The sequence below is a fragment of the Enterococcus sp. AZ191 genome, from assembly GCF_051713845.1.
Classification (GTDB): domain Bacteria; phylum Bacillota; class Bacilli; order Lactobacillales; family Enterococcaceae; genus Enterococcus_B; species Enterococcus_B durans.
The window spans coordinates 124,556-143,675 of the sequence record NZ_JBIOQS010000001.1 but is presented as its reverse complement, the minus strand read 5'-3'; the positions used below and the strand labels follow the sequence as shown (position 1 = coordinate 143,675).

Genomic DNA, 19,120 nt, shown 5'->3' with positions numbered 1-19,120 from the left:
AGGAGTTGCTTCTGCTCCCGCCGTTTATTCGGAATTATAGTCTATAGCAAAACTGATTTTTAGATTTGTCACACATTCATTTTTTATATTTGGATCGGTTTCTTAGATTGTCTGGATCAATAAGCATGGAGAACCAATGGATCGATACGGTAGTTTAGTTGGATCTTGAAGGAGTCAGATTTTTGTCTCTGCTAGTGCTCGATAATTCAAAATATTCATTCTTCGATAGAAGTCAGCAGGAAGCTTTGTCCAATGTTTTAATAACTGATAAAAATAGCTTTCTTCTGCTTTGATCTTGTATTCACTCAGAATCAAACCAAATGAGCTTGATTTTTTTTGCGCTAATTTTTCAAAAATTGAAATTGCTTTTTGCTTATCATCATTGACAAACAAAGTTTTCACTTCAATGTAGGAACCTTCGATGTTTTGTGTTTCTTCGATAAAGTAGATCGTTTTTGCGTATTCAGTCATAATGATTCCTCCAGGTTTTAATTGAATAAGATAACAATACTGAAAAAATATTAACAAACCGTGAATAAAAGGTTATTCTTTTTCAAGTAATGTTTAAAGCTTTTTTATTTTCAATTTTTTTTGACGGTGTTTAAGGTTCAATTAAGAAAATATCAATGAAAATTCGTGAAATCCTTGATTCTGTCGCATATTTTCGATAAAGTAGTTAGAAATATATACGTAGGGGTGGGAAAGCCAATGGAATTATTGATTGATCAAAATTTAATTTTTGCCCAGCACCAAAGAATCGAAACAGAGCGTTTGATCTTGCGCCCAGTTACTCTAAAGGACACAGAGGATATGTACGAGTATGGAAAAGATGAAGAAACAACGTATTATGTATTTCCTACGTACCAGACGATAGCTGATGCGAAACAGGGAATCGCTAATGTTTTCATGGCAGCTCCTCTAGGTAAATATGGTATTGAGTTGAAAAGCAATCATAAAATGATTGGTACTATCGATTTAAGGGTTAATGAAATACAGGATAATGCAGAACTTGGTTATGCATCAAATAAGGCGTATTGGGGAAACGGATATATGCCGGAAGCTGCCAGAGCATTATTGACACTTGGTTTTGAAGAATTAGCGCTTGTGCGGATCTTTGCACAACATGACGTAGAGAATCCTAAATCTGGACGGGTCATGGAAAAAATCGGTATGAAGAAGGAAGGAACCATTCCTGATGCGAGACATTGGAAAGGAAAAATCGCTTCAACCGTTTTACGTGGCATCACAAAAAAAGAATGGCAGGAGCAACAGCACAAAAAAACAAGTTAGTTGCATCTAAAATATAAAATCAGTAAGCTATACTTGAGGTGATGATAATGGAACTATTGTTAACAGAGGAAGCAAAAGAAAAGATCCAATCTCAAGTCAATGCAGAGGAACAATTATTATTAGATATTGAAGATGGTGACGGTCCATTCGCAGATACTCGGGTAACTTGCCAAATCGATACGTCCTTTCGTTTATTGATCGTCAAAAAGGATACGGACAAAGATTTGAGTTTATATTCAGAGACAGCGGAAACCACAGTTGGTCCGATCCGAATGAAAAAAAGTGCTTTGATGTATATGGATGACCCTACAACAATTGCAGTGGAACCAACGTATAATAGTCTTCAATTAAAGGGTCCAAGTGGTTTATTAAAAGGGAATTTACAAATGCTTCATAGAGACTAAGAAGAGAACAGAAGGTAGTCGTAAAATGGGAAAGTTAGCGATCATCAGTGATTTGCATGTTGACATCAACAAGTTTAGCGAAAATGAATTGCTGATCCTATGGCAAGTATTAAAAGAAAAAGAAATCACGCGCCTTCATTTGGCAGGTGATGTAGCGAACAAAGTAGATCGTTGTTTAGCTGTTGTGGAATATTTTGCAAAAAAAGGATTGCTGACGACCTTTCATTTTGGCAACCATGAATTAGCTGATGTCAATGGCGAGGAAATGAAGAATCATTTTCCAGATGCGCATTTTCTGAATGAACGCTATATTCCTCTTAATGAGAAACTAGTTTTAGTAGGAATGAACGGTTGGTATGATTATCGTTTTTCTGAATTGAAAGAGTTGGATGCCATCGTTCGAATGAAGAATCTTTACTGGTATGATCGGTTTATTCAGCGAGAAGGGACAGATCTTGAAGTGAATGATCGCTTGCTTCAAGAAACCAAAAATCTGTTGGATATCCTTTCTGCCAAACAGTTAAAGGTGATTTTTTCTACGCATTTTGTTCCTAAAAAAGACTTTATAGTGTATCAGTCAGCTCCCTATGAACGTTGGAATAATCTAAATGCTTTTTTAGGGTCAGAGTCATTGGGTGATTTACTGGATCAGTATGACAATATCACACATGTGGTCTTTGGACATACACATCGCAGGTTTGCCGACAAAGTCATTGGTGGCGCAACATATAGTTGCCGGCCATTTGGGTATTATTATGAATGGCAACTGACTAGAGACTTCGTTTTGATGAATCGTTTGGTTGACAGCTACAATCCAATGAAATTGCGAACGTTATTGCGTGCTCATGATTCGGAGTTCAGCGTGTATCGTACGAAACATTTACATGAAGAATTTGAAAAAGCAATGACTGTTATTTTGTATTGATCCCATACAAAATAACAGTCATTTTTCAGTTGAAGTCAACGAGAAAGAGAATCTTTTTTTTTAGATTTTTGGATATAAGTTAATTTTGATGGCGATACTTTTGCGTATAGTTCTGCGATTGACGTTTTTTGATAGTCTTCTTTTATAAGATTTTGAACTCTTGCTTTTGGAAGGCCATTTAAAGGGACAATAGAGAAATCGCGTTTCATCATATTGTTAAATCCATGATGAATGGTGTACTGTTTTTTTTGGATACTGTTTTTTTTTCAGATGATAGATCAGCTTAAGAAGTGGATTTCTTGAATTTTTCCATGTTTTGTTAAGCTTTAAGAGTTTATTTTTCATTTTTTTCCTTTCTTCATAATAAGAAAAAATACGATCTAATTTTTTATTTTCGTTGTGATCATTGCCCTTTAAGGCGTGGAGGAAATGTCGACGCATCTGAAATGTAGCATTCTCTTTTACATTGTATTTTGGTGTAAGCTTTTTTTTACGCGTATCGATAGTTTGGAAAATATCCGTATGACAATGGTACAAAGCTGTTTTGAAAGCTGCATCGACACCGGCTATAATACAATTTCCTTCGATTTGTCTACTTAGTTTTATTTTTAAGTCTTTTGCTTGAGGCTCATTTGAAAGAGTAGTAAAGGCTTTTAAAATCCCATAATTCGACCATCTGTCATAGCTAACAGTAGAGCTATTTTTGTAAATCTCATCAGAGTTTTTACTATCTAAAAGTAGTTCACTGAGCTTTTCTATATTTTTCTCAGGGATCGTGAGATAGCTGCCAGTCCGTTGTTGAAAAAAACGTGCTTTGTCTAATATTGTATCTATGTATAAGTAATCCAGCCGCGTGTTTCTGTTCTCCTTCCGTCAAAAATTGGATGGGGAGGATCATGAAGGAGGTACGATCATCAGGCTTTAGATTTTCCAGTAATTGTTTGATCTCGCCTTGTTTAGTAGCGTGATAAAAATCAATGGTATTTTGTAAAGAGGTGGCAATAGCAGATTGCTGTTGCTTGGGTATAAAAAAATTTTGTTGATCTTGTGCAATCATTTTCTGATATGTCGTAAATAGTAACGTATAAAGTATCTTGGCATCCGAACCTGTCGAATGATACGAACCATTTTCTTTCAATGCAAGAAGTAAAGCTAAAAGTTCAGCTTTTCGTTCGCTTTCAGTATAGTCAGTTATTGCCATGATAACGCTCCTTCGTTAAGTTTTAGTGATAGATGATAGTTGAAATAAGTGACTGCGCTTTTCTTTTGGGGTGAATCGGAACCTTGATTTCAGTTGCTTCTTTTTTTCTTGCTTTTTACTGTATTATTCCATATTCAAAAGAGTAAACAGAATATATTTTTCCAAAAAAAAGAAAACTGGGTGCGAATTTTCGCATCCAGTTTTCTGCTTGACTTTGATTAAGCCATAAAGATGAATTTGTATAAGAAGACTGCAACAATACCGGCACAAATCGGTGCAACAACTGGCACCCAAGCGTAACCCCATTGTGATGAGCCTTTGTGTTTAAGTGGTAATAAAGCATGTACCAGACGTGGAGCAAAGTCACGCGCTGGGTTCAATCCAGGACCAGTAGGACCTCCAAGAGAAGCGACTAATGTCCAAACTAAGAAACCAAGTGCTAAATGAGCTGTACCAAGGTTATCTTGGAAGAATGGTGCTTTAGTGATACCTAGGGCACCAAAGAATAAAACGAATGAACCAAAGAATTCATTGACGAAACCATTGAATTTAGAACCAACACTATTGATGGTAGAGAATGTACCTAAAACATGGTTTACATCATCTGTTTGGTCATAGTATGGTTTGTAGCAAGCTACAACGATCAATTGACCAATTACGGCACCGACTAATTGAGCTGCAATATAAGGTAAAACTTCTGACCATGGGAATAAGCCGTTTGATGCAAGAGCGATTGTGAATGCTGGGTTGATGTGGTTTCCGCTGATTCCGCCAAAGATCATTGCTGGGATCATAACCCCACAGCCATAACCTACAGCTATCAACATCCAGTCACTTCCGTAACCCTTCGTTCCTTTTAAATCTACGTTAGCTACAGCACCGTTTCCTAGAACGATCAATAAGGCTGTACCAATCATTTCCGCCGCTAGACGCGTCATAAGTGAGTAATCCATATATACCTCCAAAATATTATAAAAATGCAAAAAAAAAGAAACATCAACACAATAGGTGCAGTGTTTCGTCTGTCCTTTTCTTCCGTGGTCGCAATAAGTGCAGATTAAAAATGCGATTTCTATGTATGAAAGAAATCAGACCAACTTCCAAAAATCAACGCTCGAAACTTTCTCGCAAAACACCAACCTTAATTATAAATATATCAAAAAAAAACAAGTATTTTTTTCAAATGTTGTTGCTTAGAAACAGCATGTTTTGAAACTTTCAGAAAAAGTTTGTTAGTAAAATGAAAACAAGACATAAGGAGTGTTTCATATATGAAATTTTTTCAAGAGTTTTTTATCATTACATTTTTTTCTGTATTAGGCGAAGCGACACGAGTTTTTGCGCATCTGCCTATTCCCGGAAGTATCCTTGGCATTTTATTCCTGTTTTTGGCATTTGAGATGCACTTGGTAAATCCTGAAAGACTAGGAGCAACAGGGGATTTTTTGTTGAATAACTTAACGATCCTTTTTGTACCTGCTGGAGTGGGCTTACTTGATTATTTTGACGATATTGCAACGATCTGGCCTATTTTGCTTGGTGCTGTTGTCGTTTGTTCCGTAGTGACAATGGTCGTAGCAGGAAAAACTGTAGAAGGTATTGAAGCAATCGTCCGATATGTCACGAAGAAACGAAAAGCAAATGATCCAGAAGTAGAGATGGAGGAACAACAAATTGACTGAATTTTTCCGTAATCCTTTGTTTGGTTTAAGTGTCACTTTAGGTGTGTATGTTCTATCCGATAAATTTTTACGCAAATATAAATTACCAATCATCAATCCATTAGTTTTATCGATCCTCGTAATCATTTTATTTTTACATTTTTCTGGTATCGATTATCAAGACTACAATATCGGTGGCAGCTTTTTGACGATGCTGATCACACCAGCGACAGTAGCATTAGCCATTCCGTTGTACAAGAACTTTCATTTATTGAAGGAAAATGTTTTTTCAGTCCTGGCAGCCATTATAGCCGGGATAGTTGCCAATTGTTTGGTCAGCGTAGGTATCGGCTATTTCTTTTCATTAAAGAAAGATATGGTTATTTCATTATTGCCAAAATCAGTAACTACAGCAATATCAGTAGATCTTTCTCATAGTATGGGCGGGGTAAATGCAGTCACACTTGCCATCGTTGTTTCAACAGGTATTTTTGGTTCATTGATTGCCACACATATTTTTCGAATATTCAATATCAAGAGTCCTGTCGCTCGTGGAGTTGCTTTAGGGAGTACTTCCCATGCAATCGGGACAGCTAAAGCAATTGAACTGGGCAAAATAGAAGGGATCGTTTCTGGTTTAGCAATCTGTGTCAATGGTATTCTAACAGTTTTCATCTTACCTTTATTGTTCCAACCATTTGCTGGCTTGTTTTAATGTCGAAGTAGTTGTTTTATGCTACAATGAAACCAACGTTCTAGCATAAAGGAGTGAGTGAAGTTGTATTTGTCATCTGAATATTTAAAGAGATTCGACAAAGATCTCTACTATAAAATCCTTCTGCTGGAAAGCTTTGAAGATCATGGATGGCATACAGCTGTGCAACTTGCGCAAACAGTTCAATTAGATGCACGCAGTGTCTCGAAATATTTAAGTGAACTATCTAAAAATTATCAGCACTTTAGTGGGAAAGCACAACCTCTATTTGTAAAGTCCCACCGTGCTGGTTATAATTTTCATGATTCCTTAGATTCGATCGAGCACGAGCGTTTTCTCATCTATCTTGTGCAAAATACGTTGAAATATCAATTATTGCATGATATTTTTTTTGAAGATTTCCACACGATGTATCAGTTTGCACAAAAGCATTACATCAGTGAATCAACTGCCCACCGAAAAATCAATGAATGGAAACAACAATTAAAAGCCTATGGTATCTCTTTGCAACGTGGGGACTATGTGGCCCAGGGAGAAGAAGAAATCATTCGGCTCTATTTACATATGACTTTTTGGCAGTTGTTCCGTGGAAAAATCTGGCCGTTTGCGACGATTTCCCAAACAGATGTGAAAAAAATCGCAGAACAAATCATGGCTTTTTTTAATGTACGGTTGAATGAAATCAAAAAACGAAGGTTGGAATATATGTTGGGAGCTTTCTTTTTGCGTAAGTCTCAGAAACACTATGTGAACTTAAACAAGCGCAAACGGCGGTTGATTACAGATAATCCATTATTTAAACAATTTTGTCAGTGGATGCAGCCGGTATTTCCAAACTATTTTCAAAACGAGGATGAGGTAGGCGCGCTTTTTTTAGTGTTGATGACAAGAGAAGAATACTATACGGATGAAGAAATCCGTACCAGTATTTTTACGTTCCACCAAAAATATCAGACCCCGCCTTATACCGCACTTTATGAAGCGAAAGAAGCATTAGAATTCTACCAAACAGAACAAGGACTTCAAACAGAAACTTTATCTAAAGAAGCAGAAAATTATTTATTCAGTAGCCATTTATTTGCGTATCTTTTTCCGGAAGCAAAAGAAACGATTGATGGCAACGACAGTGATTTCATGAATCATCTAGTGATTGAAAACAAGGAATTAAAACATTGGCTCGATTTATTCTTTGAAGTAGAACGTAGAGAAGTCCGACACCCGGCTTTTCAAAATATTTCCTTTTTGATGGGGAGATATCTGACGGTTTTAAAAACAATGGGCGCATTCACTCAACAGTTGCCTCAGATAACGATTTTGCTAATGACAGATTTTCCGTTATTTGAAGAACAACTGATCGAAGAGGGGCTACGTAATTTTTTCCGCAATGACTATCAGTTGCTTTTTTTACCTACAGACTATCGTGGAAGAGATGTCGATTTGTTGCTTTCAACGAGTAAAGTTCACCGTAAGCCATGGGCAGATCTAGAATATTTTATCGTAACAGGCGAGTTACAATTGAAAGACTATATTGAACTTTTTGAAAAGATAAGACTGATCCAAGAAAAAAATAATCGTAGGAGATGAAGAAAATGACATTTGAAGAAATATTACCAGAAGTAAAAAAAGGAGCAAAAGTGATTCGTGAAGGCTGGAGTGGTTTTGAGCTTTACGTCGTTCTTGTATCAGGAGATGAATTTGACGGTTGTCCCGTTACTCCTTATTTTTTGATCAAAACTAGCGACGAAGGATTTTCTAGTTTTGCTCCAACTGTTTGCGATATCTTGGCAGATGACTGGGTCATTGTAAAATGAAAAACCACTATACAGATCTAGTTGAAAAAGTTGTTTTTGTGACTGGTGCAGCTTCGGGAATCGGACATGCACAAGCTAAAGCTTTTTTAGAGCAAGGCGCCCAAGTTTTTGGACTGGATCAGCAAAATGGTGGTATGGGAGAACTTTCCACGAGTTATCCAGAATCTTTTATGTACTGCTTGGGAGATATCACAAAAAAAGAAGTACTTTTAGAAGCGGTAGAAACCTGCCATCGTCACTTCGGTGAAGTAGAGATTTTATTGAATACGGCTGGGATACTTGATGCCTATCACCCGTTGTTAGAAACGGATGAAGAGTTGTGGGATCGGATATTTGCGGTCAATGTAAAAAGCATGTATCGCTTGACTCAGTTGCTACTTCCAGAGATGCTTCAACGAACCTCTGGAACGATCATCAATATGGCTTCTATCGCTGGCTACGTGGCTGGTGGAGGTGGTGTTGCCTACACAAGTGCCAAGCACGCGATTATTGGTTTTACCAAACAATTAGCGTTCGACTATGCTTCCCAAGGTATTTGCGTAAAAGGAATCGCACCAGGAGCTATCCAAACGCCAATGAATGCGGCTGATTTTGCAGGAGACGGTGAAATGGCAGAATGGGTGGCAAATGAAACGCCAGTCAAACGCTGGGCCAAACCAGAAGAAGTGGCTGAATTAACGTTGTTTTTAGCAACACCTCAAGCCAGCTATATCCAAGGAGTAATCGTTCCGATCGATGGTGGTTGGCTCTTAAAATAGCTTTTTTGTTGATATTGTCAAACGAGCCGGTTATACGATCACTTATTCTTAAAGTGGATAGAGGCAGTATGGCCAGAAAAAACTTACATTACGGCACTTCAGTTGGAAGAAAATTCCCATCCTTTGGTCGTAATTATTACCAAGAATATTATCTTGCAAAGGAGAAAACAAGTGGATCATAAAGAAATAACTTCAAAAAACCGTTGGACGACAGCAGAAATTGCGCGAATGGCTTTGGTCACAGGTTTATATGTAGCAGTCACTCTTGTATTGTCTGTAATCAGTTTTGGTGCCATCCAAATACGGCTATCAGAAATGTTCAATTATCTGTCCCTCTATAATAAAAAATATATTTATGCTGTAACACTAGGGGTAGCATTAGCTAACTTGGCTTCGCCACTTGGATTGATTGATGTCGTTGTTGGCAGTGTCAGCACACTGATCATCCTATTACTCAATTATAGTGTGACGAAACGAGTAAAAAATATGAAACTGAAAATGGTGATTACAGCGCTTATTTTTGCATTCTCCATGTTTACAGTGGCAGGACAGTTAAAATTATTGTATCAAGCACCCTTTTTCTTTAATTGGGGAGTCATTGCTTTAGGCGAATTGGCTTCTATGATTGTGGGTGGCGTCATCATTTACTGGATCAGTAAAAAATCGATTTGACTAAATAAAGTAAGAACAAATTAGTATAGGTTTGTACATGAACGAAATAAATAAAATAAGTGGTACATCTTCTCAACGAGTGGATTCTCCGAAAAATAAATTTCACTTTTCTTTTTAAATGACAAAAACCACCAAAAATGTAGCGACCCCAAAAAGTTAGACTTTTGGTCTAACTTTTTGGGGTCGCTTCAATCAGATGTTTTTTTTATACTATGATTAAACTATCTCTTGCTGTTAGTGGTCTTATCTATTTGATTAATTCGTAATATACGATCAATTAATCGAAAATTTTCTTTTGTAATTTTTATAATGCTTGTAATTGCTTCATAATCGGAAAAATCTTCTAACTTGATATCAATTACTAAATCTGTCCATTTATACTCTAATTTTATGGATACGTAAAATTAGGAAGCAGGATGTTGATCAGGTACTCTTTTTATATAATCACTACTTCTCTTTTTGATATGTTTTTGTGTCTCTTTTTTTCCTTTTTTCTTCAGAATCTTCTAAATTAGAAATTGATTTTTGAATTTTTTGTGTCTCCTGTAAAGTTCGCTGAACTTGTAAGGATGATTCTTCTTTGGGTAAATTAATTTTACTTAGAATATCGCTATTTTGATAAAAATTTGGTGCATTTACAAATTCTGGCATAAAAAATACCTACTTTCTAGTTAACGTTCCGGAGTAAGTCGAAATCCAATTATTTCCAGCTGATTTATAACTTTGTAAATACAATTTCCCATAGTACCAATAACCATTTCTTTTTTCTTTCCAATTTCGTGATTGAGGAGGTCTAGAGGGCCAACCAACTTTATCAAAAATTATCATTCCTGTCACTCGTATCGTTTTAGAAGCTGCTCGTGAAAGTAATGGAGAAACTTTAAATAATTTTCAGTAACAGTTAAATCGTTAGTTGGGTTGCCAATGGCTATTCCATCCTTATCTAATGGAGTTAATTCTTGGTTATTATCTACTATAGTAGTTGGTTCATTTACACTATCAGCAAATGTAGGGATTGTAGATCCAGCTACACTAATACACTAACGCCAATAGTTAAAAGACCTAAAGATAAAATAAACTTGTTTTTCATTATGTACTACCTCGGAATCTAAATATAGAAAACATTTTCTAGGTAGATTTTAACAGATAAATCAAGTTATATATTAGAAAATTCATAAAATATATTTTTAATGTCATAATCGTTTAATTTTTCTGGATTGTCATTTATTTATAAAAGGTATTCCCATTTAAAAAGAAAAGTAACAACTAACTTTCGGAGAAGTGTCGAACAGTAGTGCACCGCTTATTTTTTTTATTGTAATGGGAAGAATAGTTATTTTTTAGGTGAAGCAATAGTCGAGCGAGTAATCAGGTGCAATCTTTTTCTCAATAAGATCCCTAGATAAGCCGCTGCAGTTCCTTTGATCAGGTCTGGGAGTAGGAAGGGAACGAACCCACTTAAAAATGCCGTTTGGATCGATAACCCACCACTGATTTTCAACCAAAATGTGCCAAAAATCAAAGCAATCACAGAACCTAAGAGATTTGCAATAAAAGCTTGCGGATAATTTTCACCCCATTTTTCAATCAGCCAACCAATCAGCAAGCTTTGAAAAATAAACCCAATCAAATATCCACCAGTAAGGCCTAATAGGACACCAATCCCACTAGTCATGCCAGAAAAAACAGGTAAGCCAATCAATCCTAACAATAAGTAGATAAAGACGGCTACCGTTCCTGTTCGTTTACCAAGGAAGGTGGCGGTCAATCCGATCGCAAACGTTTGGCCTGTTAAAGGAATGATACCTAAGGGGATGGTAAATTGTGAGAGGACAGCGATAATCGCTGCAAATTCAGCCGCAAGTATAAGTTCTTTCAAAGATTTTGTCATAAGCTCTCCTTTTCGTTAACTTTATATTTTTTATAGGTTAACGAAATTATACGTGATATACATAGAATTGTAAATAGAAAAATGAAAATATGTTGATCCTAACCAATGAAACGGATTCAGAACTATTTAAACAAAAAACAAGCCTAATACTCTGGAGAAAAAGAACGTCTTCCTAAAATAGTAGTTTTTTAAGCGAACTTTTTGGATTGTACTTCAAAAGCCAACTCCTTGAAATAAGAATGGATTTTTTCACAACCTTATCTACGGTGTTCAAAGAGCTGACTTTCGGCATTAGCTCAAAAAAGTAAAAAATATGAGAAGCTATTTTCTATTTTTCTTCTCTAATGTTCAAGCCAAAGCACTCTTTTCACAACCTCTAAATAAAAAAGCCCAACTACCGAAGTGGTAGTGGGCTCGTAAACCAAAACTTTTGAAATTATAAGCTTTGGTTGTAGTATTCAACGACAAGTGCTTCGTCGATTTCTGGATATAGTTCGTCACGTTCTGGTAAACGAGTTAATGAACCTTCCAATTTTTCAGCGTCAAAGCTTACAAATGCTGGGCGTCCAACAGTTGCTTCAACAGCTTCTTTAACTGTTACGATATTTTGTGATTTTTCACGAACTGAGATCACTTGCCCCACTTCAACGTGGTATGAAGGGATATCAACGCGTTTGCCATCAACAGTGATGTGGCCATGGTTAACTAATTGACGTGCTTGACGACGAGTAGTTGCAAGACCTAAACGATAAACAACATTGTCTAAACGTTGTTCTAGTAAGATCATGAAGTTAACCCCGTGTTTACCTTCTTTGATTTTGCTAGCTTTAACGAACAAGTTACGGAATTGACGTTCGTTCATTCCGTACATATGACGTAGTTTTTGTTTTTCAGTTAATTGCATACCGTATTCTGATTGTTTGCCACGGCTATTTGGTCCATGTTGACCTGGAGCGTAAGGGCGACGTGCTAATTCTTTTCCTGTACCTGATAATGAAATACCTAGGCGACGAGAAATTTTCCATGATGGTCCTGTATAACGAGACATTAAGATTTCCTCCAATAAATAAATGTAGTTTTTGGAGTAAAATAATCCGATGAAAAATTCATAATCGTGTAGTTCGTTCTTCAATCTTCACCTTTGCAGCCGCGGTTACACAATTGAACCCGAATCGGGGCAACGAACTAGGGACGTATTATTATTCTTCTGCTGCATTATTTTACACAAATTCCAGTATAAAGGAAATCACTTGGTGATGTCAAGTGAAAAGGCTTCTAAAAACGCTTTACAAACGCTTCCGCACTCTATAAAATAAGGAGGTATATGCCAAAAGCATGAAAATAATTGAACAAATCAAAGGAGAAAAGAGATGAACCCAGTATCACCGTTGTTTGAAAAGATCGATGCCTCGATCGAAAAGAAAGTCGACTTGTTCGACAATAGTTTTGCACGTTATGCACTACGCGCCATATTTGCTTGTTTATTTTTAACATTAGGAACAGCTGTGGCTTTTGCAATCGCAATGAAAGGCGAAGCAATCGCTCACGGACTTGGGAAGATCCTTTATGCATTTATGTTTAGTTGGGGTTTGGTAATGATTTTGTACATGAATGCAGAGTTAGGGACTTCGAATATGCTTTATATGACAGTTGGCGCTTATCGTAAGCGTTTGAATCTATCGAAAGCACTAAAAATTTTATTTACTTGTATTTTGTTTAATCTGATCGGCGGCTTGTTGTTTGGATTTTTGGTTTCTGCTACTTCGCCATTTCAAAGTTTGGCATTGGACAATTATATGTTAGAATCAGTTGCAACGAAACTGACAAAGCCAACGATGACGATTTTGGTGGAAGCAATGTTTGCAAATATCCTAGTCAATACAGCTGTTTTGATCAGTATGCGTATGAAGGATGATGCAGGTAAAGTATTAACGGTTGTGTTCATTATTTTCATTTTCTCATTTTTAGGTTATGAACACGTGATTGCGAATTTTCCTGCTTTTACATTGGCTTTCTTTGCTTCAGGAGGGCAAATGGATGCGATGACGCTAGGCAACATCGTACATAATTTATTGTTTGCCTTGCTTGGAAATTATATAGGAGGCGGACTAGTCATGGGGCTAGGGTACGCTTGGTTGAATCAGTCTAAATCAGCTTATGTGGATTGACCCCTTCGAAAGGAGGAGGAAAATTGGAGAAGCTTGTTTTTCCAAAAAATGAAGAGAAAGCTAAACAGATGGAAGACTATATGCGTAATCAGTTTTTATTTGCCGGCGTGCCAAAACCAGAACGAGCAAATCTGCAAAAAAAATTGTTGCTTGATAGTAAATGTCTATCTGTTTCAGAAATTATTGCTTTGGCTGACTATTATTATGGTCAAATCGAAAGAGAGTATCAGTATTTAGCCATCGATTTAGTCCAACGTAATGTTCAACGTTTTACTTTTGATGAGTTGCGGGCATTGATAATGCTTGTAGAAAGAAAAGAATGGTGGGACAGTATTGATCTATGGCGGAAAGTTTACAGTACATGGTGCCTTTACCATCTAGAGCAACTGGAATCAGTTTTTGTTGTTTTTGCGCAACAAGATGATTTTTGGTTGCGGCGTATCGCTATTACGCTACAATTAGGTTTTAAAGAAAAAACGGAGACACAGCTACTTGCAAAAGCAATCGAAGCCGATCGTATGACCAATGAGTTTTTTATCCAAAAAGCAATTGGGTGGGCTTTAAGGGATTATAGTAAAACAGACGCAGATTGGGTAAGAGAACAATTAGCAAAAGACTTGAGTCCTTTGGCAACAAGAGAAGCAAGCAAGTATTTATAAGAAAGAGAGACGACAAAAAATGAAACGCAAACTATTTGCATTTGATATTGACGGAACATTGTTGGACACGAATAAACAAGCACTAGATAGCACGAGAGAAGCGCTCGATAAATTACGAAAAGCAGGTCATTTAGTGACAATTGCTACGGGACGTAGTCGTTTCCATGCACAGGAAGTGATCCGTGACTTAGATTTTACCAACTATATTTTATGTAATGGAGCTGCAGGTTTTTTAGATCATGAACAAGTCTATAAAAACCTTTTGGATCGTGAACAGTTAGACCGCTTTGTCGAAGAAGCACATAGTGAGAATATCGATACGGCATTTGTTAGTCTTGATAATATCAAGCGCTCTTCTTCGAATCATGTCGGAATAATGGAAGAGGCAATGCATTCATTTGGCGCCGTTTTGCCTGAGTTGGATCAGTATTTTGTCGAGGAACAAGAGATTTACCAAGCTTTAGCCTTTTTTGATAAAACCTATGATGACCGTTTTGCTGATTATGATAAGATCCGTTTTGTACGTTGGCATGAAAATAGTGTAGACGTTGTTCCTCATGACGGTTCAAAAGCAGCGACGATCGTACATTTAGCTGATCAAGTCGGTATTGCGCAAGAAGATATCATTAGTTTTGGTGACGGACAAAATGACCGAGAAATGTTGCGTATGTCAGGGATCGGAGTAGCAATGGGAAATGCTACGCCGGAAGTCCAAGCAGAAGCAAAATTAGTCACAGATACAAATGACCAAGATGGTATTTGGAAAGCGTTGAAAGAATTGACTTTTATTTAGTCTATTCCCACTGATTATTCGAATGACGAGTCAAAAGTCGTTTAGTTTTGAGAAATTGAAAAGAAAAACGAGCAATACGTTTTTTGTATTGCTCGTTTTTTTGAAATTTCCGAAAAAACTGGCTTTTGGATGCTGTTTATTCGAGAGTCTGTGGCAAAACTGATTTTTAGATTTGTCCTACATTCTTTTTCGACAATAAGAAAGAGTACCATATAGATACTTTTGACTCAGGTTTTAAACAAGAATAAACGGTGACGGAAGAAGAAAATCAGCTTGATCTCTCAGAGCAAAACACTTCTGTCCCAGCCTCTTTTCTTTCTTCTATAAAACAACTATAATATAAAGTGACGTTAAAAGAGAAGAGGAAAAAGTGTGCGGGTTTTATTTATTGGTGATGTAGTAGGTTCAATGGGGCGAGAAATGATTACAGAGTATCTTCCTCGATTAAAGAAAAAATTTCGACCACAGGTGACGATTGTCAACGGGGAAAACGCGGCTGCTGGAAGAGGGATCACAGAAAAAATCTATAAGAAGTTCTTACAAGATGGTGTAGATGTGGTTACTATGGGGAATCATACATGGGACAATAGAGATATTTTTGAGTTTATTGACCAAGCGAAAAAAATGGTACGTCCAGCTAATTTCCCAGAAGGAACACCCGGACAAGGGATAGTATTTGTCAAAGTCAACCATCTTGAATTAGCAGTTATCAATATGCAAGCTCGTTCTTTTATGGTGGATCTAGACGACCCTTTCCGTAAAATGAACGAATTGATCGAAGAAGCAAGAAAAAGAACGCCAATTATTTTTGTTGATTTTCATGGGGAAACAACCAGTGAAAAACAAGCAATGGGTTGGTTCCTAGATGGAAAAGTTTCTGCAGTCGTTGGAACACATACCCATGTGCAGACAAATGATGCGCGTATCTTGCCTCAGGGGACTGCTTATCTGACTGATGTTGGTATGACTGGTCCGTATGATGGAATCTTAGGTATGCGACGTGAACCTGTTATCGAGAAATTCCTAACTGCCCTACCTAAACGTTTTGAAGTGGTAGAGAACGGCAGAGGGCTTTTGAGCGGTTGTTTGTTAGAGATCGATGATGTGACTGGAAAAGCAAAAACGATTGAATTGATCCAAATCAATGAAGATCGGCCATTTTTAGAATAGAGAGTGAGCGAATATTGCCAAAAGAAGCGAACATTCAAAAAGAAGCAGACAAGCTTATGGAACAATTAAGTCTGAATGAAGTAATCATCCGTTACAAAGAACTAGAAATGAAAGTACAACAGAATCACTATCTAACGCAACTCACAGAAGAAATCCAAAAAGCACAAAAAGAAGCAGTGAACTTTGCACATTATGGCAAGAAAGAAGCGGAAAAAGAAGCGATTGCACGAGCGAATGAGCTGACTGAAACAATGGATCAGCATCCGCTTGTCTTAGCTTACCGCCACCAACTGGTTGAAGCAAACGACCTTTTACAACATTTGACGAAGATGATCCAAGAGGAAATCAATGAATGGATAGAGGAGGAAGAGCATGCCTCAAAAAACTAAGAATACTCCGATGATGGAACAATATTTAAGCATCAAGGCTCAATACCAAGATGCTTTTTTGTTCTATCGTTTAGGTGACTTTTATGAATTATTTTATGAAGATGCTATCAAAGCATCACAAATTTTAGAATTGACGCTAACGAGTCGTAACCGAAATGCCGATGATCCGATTCCGATGTGTGGCGTGCCACACCATGCAGCCCAAGGGTATATCGATATTCTGATCGAAAAAGGCTATAAAGTAGCTGTTTGTGAACAAGTCGAAGATCCCAAGACAACTAAAGGAATGGTCAAACGTGAAGTAATCCAATTGGTCACTCCAGGAACAGTCATGGACAGTAAAGGTCTTTCGGCTAAAGACAATAATTTCTTGACAGCTGTAGTGAATGATGGAACTGATTTTGGTTTTGCCTATGTTGATTTGAGTACGGGAGAATTAAAAACAGCCCATTTACATGATGAGGAAGCTGTTTTAAATGAAACTTCTGCTTTGCAGACCAAAGAACTTGTTCTGGGAAATGAAATCAGCGAAACACTTTCTGAACAATTGAAGAATCGTCTAGGTTTAGTTTTTTCAAAACAAGAAACAAGTGAAGAAAATGCGGAATTTAGTTTTTTGACAAGTGAATTGAATGATCCGCTTGAAAAAGAAGTGACTGGCAAATTATTGACTTATTTAGCAGTTACACAAAAAAGAAGTCTCTCGCATATCCAAAAAGCGGTAGAATATCAACCCGATCATTATTTAAAGATGGACTACTATTCAAAATTCAACTTGGAACTAAGTCAGTCTATTCGGACAGGCAAGAAACATGGGACACTCTTATGGTTGCTGGATGAGACAAAAACAGCTATGGGTGGTCGTCTGTTGAAACAATGGCTGGATCGTCCTTTGATCCAGTTGAAGCAAATCAACGCACGTCAGGACATGGTAGATTCACTTTTAAATAGTTATTTTGAAAGATTGGATCTTCAAAGTGCCTTGACGAAAGTCTATGATTTAGAACGCCTAGCAGGAAGAGTGGCTTTCGGGAATGTCAACGGGCGTGACTTGATCCAATTGAAAACTTCATTAGAACAAGTACCGTTACTTCGTCAGTTGATTGAAGGCATCAATGAAGGACAGTGGACAGAACTATTAAAAAAAATGCAACCGATGGATCAATTGGTAAGTCTGATCGATCAAGCGATCCAAGATGAACCTCCTTTACAGATCACTGAAGGAAATGTCATTAAAGATGGATTCAATGAACAATTGGATGCCTATCGTTCAGCAATGAAAAACGGTAAGCAATGGTTAGCAGAGTTAGAAGCAAGAGAACGAAAAAATACAGGGATCAAAAACTTAAAAGTTGGCTTCAACCGCGTTTTTGGGTATTATATTGAAATCACGAAAGCCAATCTTGCGAACACTGAACTAGAAAAGTATGAAAGAAAGCAAACACTAGCGAATGCAGAGCGTTTCATAACCCCTGAATTGAAAGAATTAGAAACACAGATTCTTGAAGCAGAAGAAAAATCAGTAGATTTAGAATATCAGTTGTTTTTGGCAGTAAGGGAAGAAGTGAAAAAAGCCATCCAACCATTACAAACACTTGCCAAGTCTATTAGTACAGCAGATGTTTTGCAAAGCTTCGCTACTATCAGTGAACGCTATCAATATGTGCGCCCTGAAATGGTTACAAACCGTCATGAACTAGTGATTCAAGAAGGACGCCATCCAGTAGTCGAAAAAGTTTTAGGACATCAAGAGTACATCCCGAATAGTGTGGAGATGGCAGAAGATGAAATGATCTTGTTGATAACGGGACCAAATATGTCAGGTAAAAGTACGTATATGCGGCAGTTGGCATTGACTGTTCTAATGGCACAAATGGGTTGTTTCGTACCCGCGAAAAAAGCCATCCTACCAGTATTCGATCGGATCTTTACTCGTATTGGGGCAAGTGATGATCTTATTGCTGGCCAAAGTACATTCATGGTTGAAATGATGGAAGCGAACCAAGCATTGCTCCATGCTACACCGAATAGCTTGATTCTATTTGACGAGTTAGGTCGAGGAACGGCAACGTATGATGGTATGGCATTAGCCCAAGCAATCATTGAGTATATCCACAAAAACGTACAGGCAAAGACATTGTTCTCTACACACTACCATGAATTGACTGTTTTAGACCAAGAATTACCTCAGTTGAAGAATGTCCATGTGGGTGCGGTGGAAAAAGAAGGGGAAGTGGTCTTCCTCCACAAGATGATGGATGGACCCGCAGACAAAAGTTATGGGATCCACGTAGCGAAAATTGCTGGCTTACCTCCTAAATTATTAGAGCGGGCAGCCAAAATTTTAGAAACGCTAGAAGCAGGCGATACTATCCATCATTCAGTTGCTGTCGAGGTTGAAGCGACGTCAAGTAAAGAAATCTCATATCCAGAGGCTAACACGATACATGAAGAGCCAGCAGAAACACAACAACTTTCATTGTTCAGTGAATTCAGTGAATCAGAAACAGCTGTTATCACGGCTTTAAAACAAATGAACCTTCTAGAAATGACGCCGATGGATGCATTGAATCAATTATACGAACTAAAAAAACAACTATAGGAAGAAGGCGT

Annotated in this window: 21 protein-coding genes and 2 pseudogenes; 15 read left to right on the top strand and 8 right to left on the bottom strand. The window is 37.4% G+C overall.

Annotation, left to right across the window (positions count from 1 at the left end):
- Nucleotides 1-174: 174 nt before the first annotated feature.
- The gene (locus tag IGI47_RS00745) at nucleotides 175-471 is read right to left on the bottom strand and encodes a hypothetical protein (RefSeq protein WP_081133737.1); all 297 of its coding nucleotides are present in this window, start codon (nucleotides 469-471) and stop codon (nucleotides 175-177) included.
- Nucleotides 472-708: 237 nt separating this feature from the next.
- Between IGI47_RS00745 and IGI47_RS00740 the strand changes: the two genes are divergently transcribed.
- Genes IGI47_RS00740 through IGI47_RS00730 form a run of 3 tightly spaced genes read left to right on the top strand, consistent with a single transcriptional unit; the run spans nucleotide 709 to nucleotide 2,619 of the window.
- Nucleotides 709-1,290, top strand: a complete 582-nt coding sequence (locus IGI47_RS00740; protein WP_438783046.1) for a GNAT family N-acetyltransferase — start codon at nucleotides 709-711, stop codon at nucleotides 1,288-1,290.
- A 47-nt stretch (nucleotides 1,291-1,337) separates the two neighbouring features.
- Nucleotides 1,338-1,694, top strand: a complete 357-nt coding sequence (locus IGI47_RS00735) for an iron-sulfur cluster biosynthesis family protein (protein WP_104660455.1) — start codon at nucleotides 1,338-1,340, stop codon at nucleotides 1,692-1,694.
- Between the two features lie 25 nt (nucleotides 1,695-1,719).
- Nucleotides 1,720-2,619, top strand: a complete 900-nt coding sequence (locus IGI47_RS00730; protein ID WP_438783045.1) for a metallophosphoesterase — start codon at nucleotides 1,720-1,722, stop codon at nucleotides 2,617-2,619.
- 35 nt (nucleotides 2,620-2,654) lie between these two features.
- Here the strand turns inward: IGI47_RS00730 and IGI47_RS00725 are convergent, their stop codons facing one another.
- From IGI47_RS00725 to IGI47_RS00715, 3 genes are all read right to left on the bottom strand, one after another.
- Nucleotides 2,655-2,831, bottom strand: coding sequence for a hypothetical protein (locus IGI47_RS00725; RefSeq protein WP_438783044.1), 177 nt, complete (start codon nucleotides 2,829-2,831; stop codon nucleotides 2,655-2,657).
- A gap of 554 nt (nucleotides 2,832-3,385) precedes the next feature.
- The gene (locus IGI47_RS00720; RefSeq protein ID WP_438783042.1) at nucleotides 3,386-3,820 is read right to left on the bottom strand and encodes a hypothetical protein; all 435 of its coding nucleotides are present in this window, start codon (nucleotides 3,818-3,820) and stop codon (nucleotides 3,386-3,388) included.
- 218 nt (nucleotides 3,821-4,038) lie between these two features.
- Nucleotides 4,039-4,773: an MIP/aquaporin family protein gene (locus tag IGI47_RS00715; RefSeq protein WP_005880675.1), complete on the bottom strand. Its 735-nt coding sequence runs from the start codon at nucleotides 4,771-4,773 to the stop codon at nucleotides 4,039-4,041.
- 318 nt (nucleotides 4,774-5,091) lie between these two features.
- On the opposite strand from IGI47_RS00715, the gene IGI47_RS00710 reads away from it, so the two are divergent.
- The 6 genes and pseudogenes from IGI47_RS00710 to IGI47_RS00685 all read left to right on the top strand — a co-directional run bounded on the left by IGI47_RS00710 (nucleotide 5,092) and on the right by IGI47_RS00685 (nucleotide 9,445).
- Nucleotides 5,092-5,502, top strand: coding sequence for a CidA/LrgA family protein (locus IGI47_RS00710; protein ID WP_311930668.1), 411 nt, complete (start codon nucleotides 5,092-5,094; stop codon nucleotides 5,500-5,502).
- The gene (locus IGI47_RS00705; RefSeq protein ID WP_413137712.1) at nucleotides 5,495-6,196 is read left to right on the top strand and encodes an LrgB family protein; all 702 of its coding nucleotides are present in this window, start codon (nucleotides 5,495-5,497) and stop codon (nucleotides 6,194-6,196) included. The genes IGI47_RS00710 and IGI47_RS00705 overlap by 8 nt, the downstream gene beginning before the upstream one ends.
- 63 nt (nucleotides 6,197-6,259) lie before the next feature.
- Nucleotides 6,260-7,780, top strand: coding sequence for a helix-turn-helix domain-containing protein (locus IGI47_RS00700; protein WP_438783041.1), 1,521 nt, complete (start codon nucleotides 6,260-6,262; stop codon nucleotides 7,778-7,780).
- A 5-nt stretch (nucleotides 7,781-7,785) separates the two neighbouring features.
- Nucleotides 7,786-8,007: a DUF2829 domain-containing protein gene (locus IGI47_RS00695; RefSeq protein WP_005880667.1), complete on the top strand. Its 222-nt coding sequence runs from the start codon at nucleotides 7,786-7,788 to the stop codon at nucleotides 8,005-8,007.
- A complete protein-coding gene (locus tag IGI47_RS00690) occupies nucleotides 8,004-8,765 on the top strand; it encodes a 3-oxoacyl-ACP reductase (protein WP_311930665.1) in 762 nt (253 codons plus the stop codon). Before IGI47_RS00695 ends, IGI47_RS00690 begins: the two co-directional genes overlap by 4 nt.
- Before the next feature lie 228 nt (nucleotides 8,766-8,993).
- A pseudogene (locus IGI47_RS00685) lies at nucleotides 8,994-9,445 on the top strand (QueT transporter family protein).
- 213 nt (nucleotides 9,446-9,658) lie between these two features.
- Here the strand turns inward: IGI47_RS00685 and IGI47_RS00680 are convergent.
- From IGI47_RS00680 to rpsD, 4 genes and pseudogenes are all read right to left on the bottom strand, one after another.
- Nucleotides 9,659-9,823 (bottom strand): annotated as a pseudogene (locus IGI47_RS00680) (AAA family ATPase); the annotation flags it as partial.
- Nucleotides 9,824-9,884: 61 nt separating this feature from the next.
- Nucleotides 9,885-10,088, bottom strand: a complete 204-nt coding sequence (locus tag IGI47_RS00675) for a hypothetical protein (protein WP_142421623.1) — start codon at nucleotides 10,086-10,088, stop codon at nucleotides 9,885-9,887.
- A gap of 682 nt (nucleotides 10,089-10,770) precedes the next feature.
- Complete coding sequence (locus IGI47_RS00670; RefSeq protein ID WP_311930664.1) at nucleotides 10,771-11,328, bottom strand: biotin transporter BioY; 558 nt, start codon at nucleotides 11,326-11,328, stop codon at nucleotides 10,771-10,773.
- A 436-nt stretch (nucleotides 11,329-11,764) separates the two neighbouring features.
- Nucleotides 11,765-12,376 carry a 30S ribosomal protein S4 gene (gene rpsD / locus IGI47_RS00665; RefSeq protein WP_005880660.1) on the bottom strand — a complete coding sequence of 204 codons (612 nt, stop codon included), beginning with the start codon at nucleotides 12,374-12,376 and terminating at the stop codon, nucleotides 11,765-11,767.
- A gap of 322 nt (nucleotides 12,377-12,698) precedes the next feature.
- On the opposite strand from rpsD, the gene IGI47_RS00660 reads away from it, so the two are divergent.
- The 6 genes from IGI47_RS00660 (at nucleotide 12,699) to mutS (ending at nucleotide 19,109) form a co-directional block, all read left to right on the top strand.
- Nucleotides 12,699-13,496, top strand: coding sequence for a formate/nitrite transporter family protein (locus IGI47_RS00660; RefSeq protein WP_113845133.1), 798 nt, complete (start codon nucleotides 12,699-12,701; stop codon nucleotides 13,494-13,496).
- 23 nt (nucleotides 13,497-13,519) lie between these two features.
- Entirely contained in the window at nucleotides 13,520-14,155 is a 636-nt protein-coding gene (locus tag IGI47_RS00655) for a DNA alkylation repair protein (protein ID WP_311930663.1), read from the top strand.
- Between the two features lie 19 nt (nucleotides 14,156-14,174).
- Complete coding sequence (locus IGI47_RS00650) at nucleotides 14,175-14,948, top strand: HAD family hydrolase (RefSeq protein WP_438783039.1); 774 nt, start codon at nucleotides 14,175-14,177, stop codon at nucleotides 14,946-14,948.
- Between the two features lie 372 nt (nucleotides 14,949-15,320).
- Nucleotides 15,321-16,118: a TIGR00282 family metallophosphoesterase gene (locus IGI47_RS00645; protein WP_311930661.1), complete on the top strand. Its 798-nt coding sequence runs from the start codon at nucleotides 15,321-15,323 to the stop codon at nucleotides 16,116-16,118.
- 14 nt (nucleotides 16,119-16,132) lie between these two features.
- Nucleotides 16,133-16,507, top strand: coding sequence for a YlbF family regulator (locus IGI47_RS00640; protein ID WP_311930660.1), 375 nt, complete (start codon nucleotides 16,133-16,135; stop codon nucleotides 16,505-16,507).
- Nucleotides 16,491-19,109 carry a DNA mismatch repair protein MutS gene (gene mutS, locus IGI47_RS00635; RefSeq protein WP_438783037.1) on the top strand — a complete coding sequence of 873 codons (2,619 nt, stop codon included), beginning with the start codon at nucleotides 16,491-16,493 and terminating at the stop codon, nucleotides 19,107-19,109. Before IGI47_RS00640 ends, mutS begins: the two co-directional genes overlap by 17 nt.
- Nucleotides 19,110-19,120: the final 11 nt, after the last annotated feature.

Coding starts and splice junctions, on each gene's coding strand:
- IGI47_RS00745 (WP_081133737.1), bottom strand. CDS start 471: ATGACTGAATACGCAAAAACGATCTACTTTATCGAAGAAACACAAAAC.
- IGI47_RS00660 (WP_113845133.1), top strand. CDS start 12,699: ATGAACCCAGTATCACCGTTGTTTGAAAAGATCGATGCCTCGATCGAA.
- IGI47_RS00650 (WP_438783039.1), top strand. CDS start 14,175: ATGAAACGCAAACTATTTGCATTTGATATTGACGGAACATTGTTGGAC.
- IGI47_RS00675 (WP_142421623.1), bottom strand. CDS start 10,088: ATGCCAGAATTTGTAAATGCACCAAATTTTTATCAAAATAGCGATATT.
- IGI47_RS00710 (WP_311930668.1), top strand. CDS start 5,092: ATGAAATTTTTTCAAGAGTTTTTTATCATTACATTTTTTTCTGTATTA.
- rpsD (WP_005880660.1), bottom strand. CDS start 12,376: ATGTCTCGTTATACAGGACCATCATGGAAAATTTCTCGTCGCCTAGGT.
- IGI47_RS00735 (WP_104660455.1), top strand. CDS start 1,338: ATGGAACTATTGTTAACAGAGGAAGCAAAAGAAAAGATCCAATCTCAA.
- IGI47_RS00670 (WP_311930664.1), bottom strand. CDS start 11,328: ATGACAAAATCTTTGAAAGAACTTATACTTGCGGCTGAATTTGCAGCG.
- IGI47_RS00730 (WP_438783045.1), top strand. CDS start 1,720: ATGGGAAAGTTAGCGATCATCAGTGATTTGCATGTTGACATCAACAAG.
- IGI47_RS00695 (WP_005880667.1), top strand. CDS start 7,786: ATGACATTTGAAGAAATATTACCAGAAGTAAAAAAAGGAGCAAAAGTG.
- IGI47_RS00690 (WP_311930665.1), top strand. CDS start 8,004: ATGAAAAACCACTATACAGATCTAGTTGAAAAAGTTGTTTTTGTGACT.
- mutS (WP_438783037.1), top strand. CDS start 16,491: ATGCCTCAAAAAACTAAGAATACTCCGATGATGGAACAATATTTAAGC.
- IGI47_RS00720 (WP_438783042.1), bottom strand. CDS start 3,820: ATGGCAATAACTGACTATACTGAAAGCGAACGAAAAGCTGAACTTTTA.
- IGI47_RS00740 (WP_438783046.1), top strand. CDS start 709: ATGGAATTATTGATTGATCAAAATTTAATTTTTGCCCAGCACCAAAGA.
- IGI47_RS00725 (WP_438783044.1), bottom strand. CDS start 2,831: ATGATGAAACGCGATTTCTCTATTGTCCCTTTAAATGGCCTTCCAAAA.
- IGI47_RS00715 (WP_005880675.1), bottom strand. CDS start 4,773: ATGGATTACTCACTTATGACGCGTCTAGCGGCGGAAATGATTGGTACA.